Genomic DNA, 13,041 nt, shown 5'->3' with positions numbered 1-13,041 from the left:
ACGACGCGGCGCCCGGCGGCGGGGGCGGTCACAGCCAGCCCTGCTGCCGGGCCTCGCGCATGGCCTCCATCCGGTTGCGGGTACCGGTCTTGCCGATCGCCGACGACAGGTAGTTGCGCACGGTCGACTCGGACAGGTGCAGCTCGGCCGCGATGTCGGCGACGGTGGCCCCGTCCACCGACGCCTTCAGCACATCGCACTCGCGGGCCGTCAGCGGGTTCGGCCCCGCGCTGAGCGCCGCCGCGGCCAGCGCCGGGTCGATCACCGTCTCGCCGGTGAGCACGCGCCGTACGGCGTCCGCCAGTTCCTCCACCGGGCCGTCCTTGACCAGGAAGCCCGCGGCGCCCGCCTCCATCGCCCGGCGCAGATAGCCGGGCCGGCCGAACGTGGTGAGGATCAGCACCCGGCAGTCGGGGGCCTGTTCGCGCAGCGCGGCGGCCGCGTCCAGACCGCTCATGCCCGGCAGTTCGATGTCCAGCAGCGCCACGTCGGGCCGTTGGAGGAGGGCCGCGTCCACGATGGCGTCGCCCCGGGAGACCTGGGCGACGACCTCGATGTCCGGCTCCAGATTGAGCAACAGGGCGAGCGCGCCGCGCATCATGCCCTGATCCTCGGCGAGCAGAACTCGGACGCACTTCGCGGAGCGGTGTTCGCCGGGCATCTCGTTCACGGGTCAAGAGTAGGCACAGAAGTCCCGGCAGAGACCCGGCAGAGGCCCGAGCGGCCGGGCGGGGGACAGGGGCCGGGGCCGGGGCGCGGGCCGAGGTCGCTGTGCGCGGCGTCGGCCGCGGCGGAGAAGGAAACTCTGCGCCATTCCCGTCCGCGACTCTTGACGGCCTCCGCCACGCGGAAAACAATCGCCTCTGCATTCGGAGGATCGCGTTCGTGTTTTCCGCGGTCCATTCAATTCCGGCACGTTTTCGGCGCGTTCGGTATTTTGGCTGAATCGGATGACAGGAGAGGTTCGGTATTTCGGTCGAACGGCGTCCGGTATTTCGTACGTGCCGGTGCACCGCCCCACCCGCACTGCCCCACCAGGAACGGAAGAGGTGCGCCGTGTTCTCCAGACCGCTCCCACTGCTCCGACCGCTCCAACGGCTCCGGCCGCTCTGGGCCCTTGTGGCCGCCGCCGCGCTGGCCGTCGGCCTCTCGCTGGGCGTCGGCGCCCCGCAGGCGGCCGCCGCCAGTTCGCTGCCCTGTGACGTCTACGCCTCCGCGGGTACCCCCTGCGTGGCCGCGCACAGCCTGGTCAGGGCGCTGTACTCGTCGTACAGCGGCTCGCTCTACCAGGTGCAGCGCGCCTCGGACAGCGCGACCACGAACATCGGACTGCTGGCGACCGGCGGCTATGCCAACGCCGCGGCCCAGGACTCCTTCTGTTCCGGCACCACCTGCATCATCACCAAGATCTACGACCAGTCCGCGCGCCACAACGACCTCACGATCGAGGGCGCGGGCGGGGCCGGTGCCGCGGACGTCGGCGCCCCGGCGGACGCGCTGCCGGTGACCGTGGGCGGCCACCAGGTCTACGGCCTGGAGATCTCGGCCGGCATGGGCTACCGCAACAACGCCACCTCGGGCGTGGCCACGAACGGCGGCGCCGAGGGGATGTACATGGTGACCTCCGGCACCCACGTCAACGGCTCCTGCTGCTTCGACTACGGCAACGCCGAGACGAACAACAAGGACACCGGCAACGGGCACATGGACGCGATCAACTTCGGCACCGAGTGCTGGTTCTCGCCCTGCTACGGCTCCGGCCCCTGGGTCCAGGCCGACCTGGAGAACGGGCTGTTCCAGTCGGATTCCGGATACAGCAAGAACTCCTCGAACACCGGGACCGGCGCGCTGCCGTTCGTGACCGCACTGCTGAAGAACAACGGCCAGGACCATTTCGCGCTGAAATACGGCAATGCGCAATCCGGTGGACTTACCACCACGTATTCCGGGGGCGAGCCCACCGTCAACGGCGGCGGTTACTCGCCGATGCATCAGGAGGGTGCGATCGTCCTCGGCACCGGTGGTGACAACAGCAACGGCTCCATCGGCTCCTTCTTCGAGGGTGTCATGACCTCCGGCATCCCCACCGACGCCGCCGACGACGCCGTGCAGTCGAACATCGTCTCCGTCGGCTACGGCGGCTCGACCGGCTCCACCGGCTCACTGACCGCCGGGTCGGAGATCTCGCTGGCCGCGACGACCTCCTGCTGCACCACGGACTACATACGGCACCAGGCCAACGCGGCCGTCCTCTCCTCGGTGACGTCGAGCAGTTCGTCCCTCGACAAGAACGACGCGACCTGGATCGTCCGCAAGGGCCTGGCGAGCAGCTCGTGCGTCTCCTTCGAGTCGCGCAACTACCCCGGCGACTATCTGCGCCACTACAACTACCGGCTCTACCGACAACCCATGGACGGCACCGCCCAGTTCAGAGCCGACGCCACGTTCTGCCCGACGACCGGCAAGAGCGGCACGGGCACGTCGTTCGCGTCGTACAACTACCCGACGAAATACATCCGCCACTACAACTACAACGTCTACATCGCGAGCGACGGCGGCTCCAACGCCTGGGACAGCGCGACGTCCTGGACCGACGACGTGAGCTGGACGGTCACGTCACCCTGGGCGCCGTAGACCGGTGAGCCCGTGAGCCCGCGAGCCCTGGGCCGGTGAGCCCGTGGGCTGTTGAGCCCCTGGGCTGGTGACCCCGTAGGTCCGCGGGCCGGTGAGTCCGTGCCCCGTGGGCCCGCGGGCCGAAGGTCACCTGGCCGACCCCCGTGCGACCGGTTCCAGCGGAGCCGGTCGTGCCGGGGTCGGCTCCGTCGGGAGCTCCGCGGTGACCGTGAAGCCGCCGCGCGGCGACGGGCCGGCCCGCAGCGAGCCGCCCGCCGCCGCGAGGCGCTCGGTCAGCCCCTTCAGACCGGTCCCGCCGATGCCCGCCCCGGCCCCGGCGGCAGCCGTGCCCGTGCCCGTGCCCTCGCCCGTGCCCTCGCCCTGGCCCTCGCTCCGGCCCTCGCCCTCGCCCCGGCCCTCGCCCCGGCCCTCGCTCCGGCTCGGGGCCGCGCCCCCGACGCCGCCCCCGCCCTCACCGTCGTCGGAGACGGTCAGCCGTACCCGTTCCGCCGCGCTGGCGACGGTGATCTCGCAGCGCGACGCGCGGCTGTGCCGGACCACGTTGGTGACGGCCTCGCGGACCACCCAGCCGAGCAGCGCCTCGGCCTGCGGATCGAGCGGGGCGCCCGACTGCCGCACCACCGGCCGCATCCCCGCCGCCGCCAGGGCCGAGCGGGCCCGGGTCAGCTCGGTGGCGAGGCTGCCCTCGCGGTAGCCGGTGACCGCCTCACGGATCTCGGTCAGCGCCTGCCGGCCCACCGACTCGATGTCCGTGATCTGCCCGAGCGCCGCGTCCATGTCGCGCGGCGCCAGCCGGCGGGCCGCCTCGGACTTCACCACGATCACCGACAGCGTGTGCCCGAGCAGGTCGTGCAGATCGCGGGAGAAGCGCATCCGCTCCTTCTCCACCGCGCGCCGGGCCAGTTCCTCGCGGGCGGCGTTCAGCTCGCGCACCGCCTCGCTCAGGCTGAGGATCGCGGCGGTCACCATGCTCGACAGGAAGGTGCCGTAGGCGATGTTCACGGCGTCGGAGCCGGACTTGAAGGCGCAGACCACGCCCGCGTACACGGCCAGCAGCACACCGGTGCGGCCCAGCCAGGGACCGCGCAGGGTGGCGCCGGTCGCGAGGCCGAGGAGCAGGAAGAACATCAGCCAGTTGCCGCCGTAGGCGACCGCGAGACCCGTGGTGACCAGGCCCATCAGCAGCAGCGCGACCCGGGTGGAGACGGCCCGGCGCTTCTCGCGGTCGAAGGAGCGGAAGGTGACGTAGACGTAGAGGGAGTTGAAGGCCAGCAGGCCGAGGCCGCCGACCCACGGGTTCGGGGTCTTGCCCTGGAGCAGGTTGGAGAACGAGCCCAGCCCCATCAGCAGCCACGGCAGCAGCGAGAACCCGGTGGGCGGCGGCCCCGGATGCTCGGGCCGCTCGCCCGTCCCGCGCGCCGCCCGCTGCGCCTGCTTGAAGCGCTCCATGTCCCGCTTCCACTCCTGGCGCGCCGCCTGCCAGGTCTCGACGCGGCACCGGACCGCACTCCACAACGCCATGTCCATGTCCCCAGTCCCCCGATCGGATGCCTGTCGCGTCTATGACGCTATCGGCGCCCGCGCCCGGCCGGCAGAGGCGGTTGTACGGCCTCGGGCGGGACAAATGTCACGGCCGCCGCGCCCCGGGCCGGCGCCCGGAGCTGACACGTCGTCAGGAGTCTTCACAAGTCCGCCGCGCTCGGCTATACATACGGCGCCGGACTGGAACGCGTTCTAGGTCGGCCCGTGGCGGCCTCGGCGCGGCCGACGGTGCGGACGGCCGTGCCGGGGTCTGCCACCGTCCAGCCCACCCCGCCCGCATCCACCCCGCCCGCATCCACCCACGCCCGCACCCGCACCCGCCCGCACCCGCACCCGTCCGCGTCTGCACCCCTGCGCCCGCCCCACACACACCGCACGCGTCCGCCTCTGCGGCCGTCCACATCTACGCCGCCTACGCTTCCTGTCGTCCAAGCCCGGCCGCCCGCAGGCTGCCGCCCGCCTTCCCGGCGCCGTCCCGAGGAGACCCATGCCCATCGACGCAGCCAAGGCCCTCGCGGCCGAGCCCCGCATCGGCGAGATCACCTGGGACCGCAAGGACGTCCAGCTCTACCACCTCGGCATCGGCGCCGGAGTCCCCGCGACCGACCCCGACGAGCTGCGCTACACCCTGGAGTCCCGGCTGCACGTCCTGCCCAGCTTCGCCACCGTCGCCGGCAACGGAAAGCCCGCGGTCACCGGAGGGCTGTCCATGCCGGGCATCGACGTGGACCTGGCCCGAGTGCTGCACGGCGGCCAGTCGGTGACCCTGCACCGGCCCATCCCCACGGAGGGCACCGCGACCGCCACCAACCGGATCGCGGCGGTGTACGACAAGGGCAAGGCGGCGGTCCTCGTGATGCGCACCGACGTCGCCGACGCGGACGGCCCGCTGTGGACCAACGACTCGCAGATCTTCGTCCGCGGCGAGGGCGGCTGGGGTGGCGAGCGCGGCCCCTCGGCCCGGTCGGAGCCGCCCACCGGGACCCCCGACCGGATCGTCGAGAAGGCCGTCCGCGAGGACCAGGCCCTCCTCTACCGCCTCTCCGGCGACTACAACCCGCTGCACGCCGACCCCGAGTTCGCCAAGCTCGCCGGGTTCGACCGGCCGATCCTGCACGGGCTGTGCACCTACGGCATCACGCTCAAGGCGGTCGTCGACACCCTGCTCTCCGGGGACGTCGCCCGGGTGCGGGCGTACCGCACCCGCTTCGCCGGGGTGGTGTACCCGGGGGAGACTCTGCGGATCCGGATGTGGCGGCAGGAGGGGGCGGTGCGGGTCGCGGTGAGCGCGGTGGACCGCGACGACGCGCCGGTCCTCGCGGACACGGTCGTCGAACACACCTGAGTCATCTGAGTCACTCGATCCGCCGGGTCACTCGATCCGCCGGGTCACTCGAACCGCCCGAGTCACCTCAACCGCCCGAGTCACCCGAACCACCCGAGAGCGGAGCGCCGCCCGAGTCAGACCAGTCTCCGAGGGGAGCCGCACCATGCGCGCAGCCGTACTGCACGAGATCGGCCAGGACAAGCTGGAGGTCCTCGACGACGTCGAGGCGACGGGCTTCGGCCCCGGCAAGGTGCGGATCCGCGTGCGGGCCACCGGCCTGTGCCACTCGGACCTGTCCGCGATGAGCGGGGTGCTGCCGCAGCCCGCGCCGTTCGTCCCCGGGCACGAGGGCGCAGGCGAGGTCGTCGAGGCCGGTGAGAACGTGACGCACCTCAAGCCCGGCGACCGGGTCGTGGTCTGCTGGCTGCCGGCCTGCGGCGCCTGTCCGGCGTGCAGGCGGGGGCAGACCGAGCTGTGCCTGGCCGGGTTCATGAACGCGGGCACCCCCAACTTCCGCCGCCCCGGCGGCGACGTCTTCGGTTTCGCGGGCACCGGCACCTTCGCCGAGGAGGTCGTCGTCGACGCGGGCTGCGCCGTGCCGATCCCGGACGACGTGCCCTTCGACATCGCCGCGCTGATCGGCTGCGGCGTGACCACCGGACTCGGCGCCGCCCTCAACACCGCGGACGTGAAGGCCGGTTCGTCCGTCGCGGTCATCGGGTGCGGGGGTGTGGGGATCTCCGCGATCCAGGGGGCGCGGCTGAAGGGCGCCGCCGAGATCGTCGCGGTCGACCCCGTGGCGTCCCGCCGGGAGGCGGCGCTGCGGTTCGGCGCCACGCAGGCGGTCGCGCCGGACGAACTCCCCGACGCCAAGCAGCGGGTCACGGCGGGCGAGGGCTTCGACTACGTCTTCGAGGTGGTCGGCCGCTCGGCGACCGCACGTACCGCCTACGACACCACCCGGCGCGGCGGCACCCTCGTGGTGGTCGGCGCGGGTGCCATGGACGACATGCTCCAACTCAACATGTTCGAGCTGTTCTTCGACGAGAAGCGGATACTGCCCTCGCTCTACGGCGGCGGCGACGTTCTGCGCTCCTACGAGCGGACCATCGACCTGTGGCGGGCCGGCCGCGTCGACCTCGCGGGGCTGATCACCCACCGGGTGCCGCTCGCCGAGATCAACGAGGCGCTGGACCAGATGCGCACGGGGTCGGCCCTGCGGACCTGCATCGAGATCTGACGGGGAGCGCCGATGACCACCCCGTTGGAGGGACTCACCGCGATCGTGACCGGCGCGGGCCGCGGGCTGGGCCGGGCCGAGGCGCTGGAACTCGCCCGGCTCGGTGCCGCGGTCGTCGTCAACGACTTCGGCGCGGCGGGCCGCGACGGCACGGGCGGGGCGTCCGCCGGGCCCGCCGAGGCGGTCGCCGCCGAGATCCGCGCGGCGGGCGGCCGGGCCCTCGCGCACACCGGGGACGTCGCCGACTTCGCCGCGGCGCGGGAGCTGGTGGCGGGCGCGATCGCCGAGTTCGGGGGGCTCGACATCCTCGTCAACAACGCGGGCATCCTGCGCGACCGCATGGTCTTCTCCATGTCGGAGGACGAGTGGGACTCGGTGATCCGGGTCCATCTCAAGGGGCACTTCAACACCACCCGCTTCGCCGCCGCGCACTGGCGCGAGCGCGCGAAGGCCACGGGCGGCGCGGTGTACGGGCGGATCGTGAACACCTCGTCGGAGGCGTTCCTCGCCGGTTCCGCCGGACAGCCCAACTACGCGGCGGCGAAGGGCGGGATCGTCGGTCTGACCACCTCCACGGCGCTGGCCCTCGCCAAGTACGGGGTCACCGCGAACGTCATCTGCCCGCGCGCCCGGACCCGGATGACCGAGGACGTGTTCGCGGGGTTCGCCGCTCCCGAGGAGGGCCTCGACCCGCTCGCACCCGAGCATGTCGCCCCGCTCGTAGGCTACTTGGCCTCACCGGCCGCCGCGCGGATCAACGGGCAGCTGCTCGTCGTCCACGGCGGCATGGTGGCCGTCGTCGAACGGCCGCGCGTGCAGGCGAAGTTCGACAGCAAGCAGGACACCTTCAGCTACGACGAGCTGGACGCCCTGCTCACCCCGCACTACGCCGAACGCCCCGCGGGCGAGACCTTCGCGGCCGCCGAGGTCCTGGGCCTGCGGCGGGGCGCCTCCGGCGGGGACGGCGGTGTTCCGCCCGCGGGCCGGTGACGACGGTGCCCGGCTTGCGGGCCGGTGGGGGCGGTATCCGGCTTGCGATCAGCCACGACGTGACGGCAAGGCGCAGGTGACGGAAACGCGAACGGCCCCGCCTCCCGTACCGGGTACGAGAGGCGGGGCCGTTGCCGTTCGGTGTGCCGTCTAGACGGTGACCTCGGTCTCCGCCGCAGGCTTGCGGTGCTTCCCGTGCGGAGCCGACTCGGCGTCCTGGGAGGCGACCGGACCGCGGTGCCGGCCGTGGCCCGCGGACTCGCGGCCCTGGACGTCGGCGGTCAGCGTCTGGGTCGTACTGGCGTCGCTCATCGGAAAAATCCACCCCGTCAAAAACATGATCTTTTGTACAGCCGGGCGAGTCTAACCGGCATACCTCGGGTCGAATCCAGGCGGACACGCCAACCGGCACGAGTTCGTTACCTGCTTGTCGTACGACCGGTGAGAGGCGCCTGCTGCAACGGTACGGGCCGGCATACGGCAGGTGCCGCAGCCCCCGGCTCGGCACCCTCGCGCCCGCCTCCACCGGCACCCCCACCCGCACCTCCACCCGCACCCCCGCCGTCACCCGCGGTCCCCGCGCCGGTGTCCTCGGCCGCGCCCCCCGGCCGCGGCCGCGGCGGCACCGGCGGCTCCGCGAGGCCGCACGGCACCTCCTCGGTGGCGTACGGCAGGCGCAGTACGCCCTCCGGCGTCCACAGTCCGGTGCCGGCCAGCCAGCCGGCCGGCGCCGGGAGGTGATGGACCTGGCGCTCCGCGGGCCGCCACACGCCGACCCAGCTGCCGAGCGGCCCGTCGACGCGCAGCGCCACCCCGCAGTGCTCCGGCGTCAGCACCTGCCCCGGCTGGATCGCGAACGGCGTCACCGTGCACTCCGGCAGCCGCAGGCAGTCCGGGAAGCGCACCGGCAGCGTGCCGCCGAGGACGCCCCAGCCGAGCCGTTCGTCGCCGGGCGAGGCCGCGTCCGAGCCGATCAGGATCAGGCCGCTGTCGGGGTCGGCCAGCAGCAGCCGGTCGTCGCTGCCGGGCGCGATCTGGAGCAGCGGCGACACCTCGCCGCCGCGCGCCAGGTCGACCACGATCGCCTTGGTGCGGCCGCCGGTCTCCCGGTCCAGGGCGAGCAGCCGCCCGGCCCGGTCCAGCCAGACCCCGCCCGAGCAGCGGCCGGGGATCCGCGCCAGCCGCTCGGGTCCGAAGGCGCCGCCCGCGACCAGCCAGAGGTCGGTGCCGTGGGCCCCGGTGGCCAGCGCGTAGGCGAGCACTCCGCCGGGCGCGGGCGGCAGCAGCCGCAGCCGGGCGTCCTCCTCGGTGCACTCCACCGCGCCGAGCGGCAGCTCGCCGGTGCCGGGGCCGGTCGGGTAGAGCAGCGCGAACGTGTGCCGCCCGTCGGCGAGCCGGCGGATCAGCACCCGCCCGTCGCCCATGGGCTGCACCTCGGTGCCGGGCTCCTCGGGCTGGTTGCCGGGCAGCGGCACCGCGTACGGCTCCGGGCCGCCGAGGGTCCAGCGCTCCGGGAACAGGGCCTCGTCGTCGCCCGCGAGCCGGGCGCCGTAGCTGCCGTCCGCGGTGACCGCGCACGCGGCCCGCGCCACGCGGCCGTCCTCGCCCTGCCGGCCGTCCGCGCCGTCCTCGCCGTCCGCGCCGTCCCTGTCGTCCGCGCCGTCCGCGGACGCGGTCCGTGGCACCTGTTCGTCGCCGCCGTCCGTGGCCGGCTCGATCGCACACGCCGTCATGGTGTGATCACCTGCGGTCACCTCCGCCGACGAAGCTAGTTTTCGCACGCGCGGACGGGGGACCGGTGAGCAGCCACTTCACACATAAGGGTGGCGCAGAAGCGATTCACCTGAGGGAGCCGGGGACGGTGTGCTGAGCGGCCCCGCCGACCGTGCGGGCGGTACTGCGGCACAGACCGGCCAGGTAGCCTTTTACCCGTGCCCCGTCTGTCTGAAGTCATCGCCGCGCTGGAGAACCTGTGGCCCGCCGAGCGGGCCGAGTCCTGGGACGCGGTCGGCACGGTCGTCGGCGACCCCGATCAGGAGGTCTCCCGGGTCCTGTTCGCCGTGGACCCGGTGCAGGAGATCGTGGACGAGGCGGTGAAGCTGGACGCCGACCTGCTGGTCACCCACCACCCCCTCTACCTGCGCGGTACGACGACGGTGGCGGCCTCCACCTTCAAGGGCCGGGCCGTGCACACCCTGATCAAGCACGACATCGCGCTGCACGTCGCCCACACCAACGCCGACCGGGCCGACCCGGGCGTCTCCGACGCGCTGGCCGGCGCCCTCGACCTGCGCGTCGTACGGCCGCTGGTGCCGGACCCGACCGACCCGGAGGGCCGACGGGGCCTCGGCCGGGTCTGCGAGCTGGACCACCCGGTCACCGTCCGCGCACTCGCCGAGCGGGCCGCCGAGCGGCTGCCCGCCACCGCGCAGGGCATCCGCGTGGCCGGCGACCCGGAGGCGCTGGTGCGCACGGTCGCCGTCAGCGGCGGCTCGGGCGACAGCCTCTTCGCCGAGGTCCGGGCGGCGGGCGTCGACGCCTTCCTCACCGCGGACCTGCGCCACCACCCGGTCTCCGAGGCGCGCGCACAGAGCCCCCTCGCGCTGCTCGACGCGGCGCACTGGGCCACCGAATGGCCCTGGTGCGAGCTGGCCGCGACCCAGCTCGACGAGATCTCCGACCGTCACGGATGGGACCTGCGGGTCCATGTCTCCAGGACGGTCACCGACCCCTGGACCGCCCACGCGGCGTCCGCCCCGACCTCTAACGCAATGGGAGCCCCCAACTGAACGCCGCGCCCGCCGACCAGATCCGACTCCTCGACGTCCAGGCCCTGGACGTACGCCTCCAGCAGCTCGCCCACAAGCGCCGGTCCCTGCCCGAGCACGCCGAGATCGACTCGCTGACCAAGGACCTCACCCAGCTGCGCGACCTCCTCGTGGCCGCGCAGACCGAGGAGAGCGACACCGCCCGCGAGCAGACCAAGGCCGAGCAGGACGTGGACCAGGTGCGCCAGCGCGCCGTCCGCGACCAGCAGCGCCTGGACTCCGGCAACGTCACCTCGCCGAAGGACCTGGAGAACCTCCAGCGCGAGATCACCTCCCTCGCCAAGCGCCAGGGCGACCTCGAGGACGTGGTCCTGGAGGTCATGGAGCGCCGCGAGTCCGCGCAGGAGCGGGTCGCCGAGCTGACCGAGCGGGTCGGTTCGGTGCAGGGCCGTATCGACGACGCGACCGCCCGCCGGGACGCGGCCTTCGAGGAGATCGACGGCGAGGCCGCCTCGGTCACCAAGGAGCGCGAGGTCGTCGCCGCGGCCGTACCGGCGGACCTGCTCAAGCTGTACGACAAGCTGCGCGAGCAGCAGGGCGGCATCGGCGCGGCCCGGCTGTACCAGCGCACCTGCCAGGGCTGCCGTCAGGAGCTCGCCATCACCGAGCTGGCCGAGATCCGCAAGGCCGCCTCCGACACGGTCGTCCGCTGCGAGAACTGCCGCCGCATCCTGGTGCGCACGGCCGAGTCCGGACTGTAGGGGCCGCCGCCGTGCGGGAGTTCATCATCGAGGCCGACGGCGGGTCCCGGGGCAACCCGGGCCCGGCGGGCTACGGCTCCGTGGTGATCGACGCGGCGACCGGCCAGGCCCTCGTGGAGCGAGCGGAGTACATCGGGATCGCGACCAACAACGTCGCCGAGTACCGCGGTCTGGTCGCGGGCCTGCGCGCCGCCCGCGAACTCGACCCGGCCGCGCGGATCCTGGTCCGGATGGACTCCAAGCTCGTCGTCGAGCAGATGTCGGGCCGCTGGAAGATCAAGCACCCCGACATGAAGCCGCTCGCGGCCGAGGCGGCCCGGGTCTTCCCGCCCGGCCAGGTCACGTACGAGTGGATGCCGCGCGAGCGCAACAAGCACGCCGACCGCCTCGCCAACGAGGCGATGGACGCGGGGCGGCGCGGCGAACAGTGGTCGCCGTCCGAGTCGACCGCGGAACTGGAGGCGGGGTCCGCCGCCGCCCGCCGTAAGGCGGTCCCGGAGCCGTCCGGCCCGCCGGGCGACGCGGCCGCGGGGGCGGCGAAGGCCCGCGCGGCGCTGGCCCGGGGCGGGGCCGGCGGGCGAGCGGGTGCGGCCTCCGGTGCGGGGGCCTCGGTTGTCTCCGGTACGACGGTCCCGGTTGCCTCCGGTAAGGGGGCCTCGGTCGTCTCCGGTACGGCGGCGCCGGGTGCCTCCGGTTCGGAGGCTCCGGTCGTCTCCGCCACAGCGGACCCCGTCGCCTCCGCCACGGCCGACCGCGGCGCCTCCGCCCCCGCGGACTCCGTCGCCTCCGGCCCTGAGGCCCCGGCCGCCGACGCGTCGGGCGCCGCTGCCGCGGTGCCGTCCGGCGGTGCGGGCACCTCCGCGGACGACGTCCGCGCGGCGCGCGCGGTCGCGGCGACCACGGCCCCCGGGATCGTCGCGCCCGGCACGGTGCCGCCCGGGACGGTCCCTTCCGCGTCGGTCCCGCCCGGGACGGTTCCATCCGCGTCGGTCCCGCCCGGCACGGGCCGATCCGGCGAGCGGACCCCCGCCGGTCACCGGAGCCACCACCCATCCGGTCCGAAGGACAGCGCCGCTCCGAAGGAGACCCCCGCCGCCGGCTGGGCGCCCGCCGATCTCGGGCCGCCGGCCACGTTCGTGCTGCTGCGGCACGGGGAGACCCCGCTGACCCCGCAGAAGCGGTTCTCCGGCAGTGGCGGCACCGACCCCTCCCTCTCCGACGTCGGCCGCGAGCAGGCCAGGCGGGTCGGCGAGGCGCTCGCCCGCCGCGGTACCGTCCAGGCCGTCGTGGCCTCCCCGCTCGCGCGCACCCGCGAGACCGCCGCGATCGTCGCGGCCCGTCTCGGGCTCGACGTGAGCGTCGAGGACGGCCTGCGCGAGACCGACTTCGGCGCCTGGGAGGGCCTCACGTTCGGCGAGGTCCGCGAGCGCCACCCCGAGGACCTCGACGCCTGGCTCGCCGACCCGGCGTACCCGCCGACCGGCGGCGGCGAGAGCTTCGCGGCCACCGCGGAGCGCATCGCGGCGACCCGGGACAAGCTGGTCGCGGCCTACGCGGGCCGAACCGTCCTGCTGGTCACCCACGTCACCCCGATCAAGACGTTCGTACGGCTCGCCCTCGGCGCCCCGCCCGAGTCCCTGTTCCGCATGGAACTGTCGGCGGCGTCGGTCTCGGCGGTGGCGTACTACGCGGACGGCAACGCGAGCGTACGGCTGCTCAACGACACGTCACATCTGCGCTGACCGGCACGGGAGTCGAGGGGGATACGGCGCTCAGGGC

11 protein-coding genes are annotated in these 13,041 nt (G+C 73.7%); 7 read left to right on the top strand and 4 right to left on the bottom strand.

All coding sequences use genetic code 11. The annotated features are described in order from the left end of the window. Nucleotides 1-28: 28 nt before the first annotated feature. Entirely contained in the window at nt 29-661 is a 633-nt protein-coding gene (locus WN71_RS14540; protein WP_046583144.1) for a response regulator transcription factor, read from the bottom strand. 395 nt (nt 662-1,056) lie between these two features. On the opposite strand from WN71_RS14540, the gene WN71_RS14535 reads away from it, so the two are divergent. Then, nucleotides 1,057-2,634, top strand: coding sequence for an alpha-L-arabinofuranosidase B (locus WN71_RS14535; RefSeq protein ID WP_420856500.1), 1,578 nt, complete (start codon nt 1,057-1,059; stop codon nt 2,632-2,634). A 126-nt stretch (nt 2,635-2,760) separates the two neighbouring features. Here the strand turns inward: WN71_RS14535 and WN71_RS14530 are convergent, their stop codons facing one another. Further along, nucleotides 2,761-4,155 carry a sensor histidine kinase gene (locus tag WN71_RS14530; RefSeq protein ID WP_052742921.1) on the bottom strand — a complete coding sequence of 465 codons (1,395 nt, stop codon included), beginning with the start codon at nt 4,153-4,155 and terminating at the stop codon, nt 2,761-2,763. Nucleotides 4,156-4,663: 508 nt separating this feature from the next. On the opposite strand from WN71_RS14530, the gene WN71_RS14525 reads away from it, so the two are divergent. From WN71_RS14525 to WN71_RS14515, 3 genes are all read left to right on the top strand, one after another. Then, a complete protein-coding gene (locus WN71_RS14525) occupies nt 4,664-5,521 on the top strand; it encodes a MaoC/PaaZ C-terminal domain-containing protein (RefSeq protein WP_046583055.1) in 858 nt (285 codons plus the stop codon). 145 nt (nt 5,522-5,666) lie between these two features. Beyond that, a complete protein-coding gene (locus WN71_RS14520; protein WP_046583054.1) occupies nt 5,667-6,743 on the top strand; it encodes a Zn-dependent alcohol dehydrogenase in 1,077 nt (358 codons plus the stop codon). Between the two features lie 12 nt (nt 6,744-6,755). Further along, nucleotides 6,756-7,733: a 3-oxoacyl-ACP reductase gene (locus tag WN71_RS14515; protein WP_046583052.1), complete on the top strand. Its 978-nt coding sequence runs from the start codon at nt 6,756-6,758 to the stop codon at nt 7,731-7,733. A gap of 150 nt (nt 7,734-7,883) precedes the next feature. Here WN71_RS14515 and WN71_RS41905 read toward each other — a convergent pair whose 3' ends face one another. Together WN71_RS41905 and WN71_RS14510 are read right to left on the bottom strand one after the other, a co-directional pair. Next, on the bottom strand, nt 7,884-8,045 hold the full coding sequence (locus WN71_RS41905; protein WP_167382927.1) for a hypothetical protein: 162 nt from the start codon (nt 8,043-8,045) through the stop codon (nt 7,884-7,886). 107 nt (nt 8,046-8,152) lie between these two features. After that, complete coding sequence (locus tag WN71_RS14510) at nt 8,153-9,466, bottom strand: hypothetical protein (RefSeq protein ID WP_046583050.1); 1,314 nt, start codon at nt 9,464-9,466, stop codon at nt 8,153-8,155. A gap of 198 nt (nt 9,467-9,664) precedes the next feature. Here WN71_RS14510 and WN71_RS14505 point away from each other — a divergent pair, with 198 nt between their 5' ends. Genes WN71_RS14505 through WN71_RS14495 form a run of 3 tightly spaced genes read left to right on the top strand, consistent with a single transcriptional unit; the run spans nt 9,665 to nt 13,004 of the window. After that, entirely contained in the window at nt 9,665-10,522 is an 858-nt protein-coding gene (locus WN71_RS14505) for a Nif3-like dinuclear metal center hexameric protein (protein WP_046583048.1), read from the top strand. Next, nucleotides 10,519-11,262, top strand: a complete 744-nt coding sequence (locus WN71_RS42280; RefSeq protein WP_079177859.1) for a CT398-like coiled coil hairpin domain-containing protein — start codon at nt 10,519-10,521, stop codon at nt 11,260-11,262. Before WN71_RS14505 ends, WN71_RS42280 begins: the two co-directional genes overlap by 4 nt. Nucleotides 11,263-11,273: 11 nt before the next feature. After that, a complete protein-coding gene (locus WN71_RS14495; RefSeq protein WP_046583044.1) occupies nt 11,274-13,004 on the top strand; it encodes a histidine phosphatase family protein in 1,731 nt (576 codons plus the stop codon). Nucleotides 13,005-13,041 lie beyond the last annotated feature (37 nt).

Source organism: Streptomyces mangrovisoli (genome assembly GCF_000974985.2).
GTDB classification, from domain to species: domain Bacteria; phylum Actinomycetota; class Actinomycetes; order Streptomycetales; family Streptomycetaceae; genus Streptomyces; species Streptomyces mangrovisoli.
Note: the sequence above shows the minus strand (reverse complement) of the source record. Positions and strands in the feature narration are given on the sequence as shown.

What these genes read in the sequence shown, in the direction of transcription:
- WN71_RS14540 (WP_046583144.1), bottom strand. Translation starts at nt 661, where the DNA reads ATGCCCGGCGAACACCGCTCCGCGAAGTGCGTCCGAGTTCTGCTCGCC.
- WN71_RS14530 (WP_052742921.1), bottom strand. Translation starts at nt 4,155, where the DNA reads ATGGCGTTGTGGAGTGCGGTCCGGTGCCGCGTCGAGACCTGGCAGGCG.
- WN71_RS14525 (WP_046583055.1), top strand. Translation starts at nt 4,664, where the DNA reads ATGCCCATCGACGCAGCCAAGGCCCTCGCGGCCGAGCCCCGCATCGGC.
- WN71_RS14520 (WP_046583054.1), top strand. Translation starts at nt 5,667, where the DNA reads ATGCGCGCAGCCGTACTGCACGAGATCGGCCAGGACAAGCTGGAGGTC.
- WN71_RS14515 (WP_046583052.1), top strand. Translation starts at nt 6,756, where the DNA reads ATGACCACCCCGTTGGAGGGACTCACCGCGATCGTGACCGGCGCGGGC.
- WN71_RS41905 (WP_167382927.1), bottom strand. Translation starts at nt 8,045, where the DNA reads ATGAGCGACGCCAGTACGACCCAGACGCTGACCGCCGACGTCCAGGGC.
- WN71_RS14510 (WP_046583050.1), bottom strand. Translation starts at nt 9,466, where the DNA reads ATGACGGCGTGTGCGATCGAGCCGGCCACGGACGGCGGCGACGAACAG.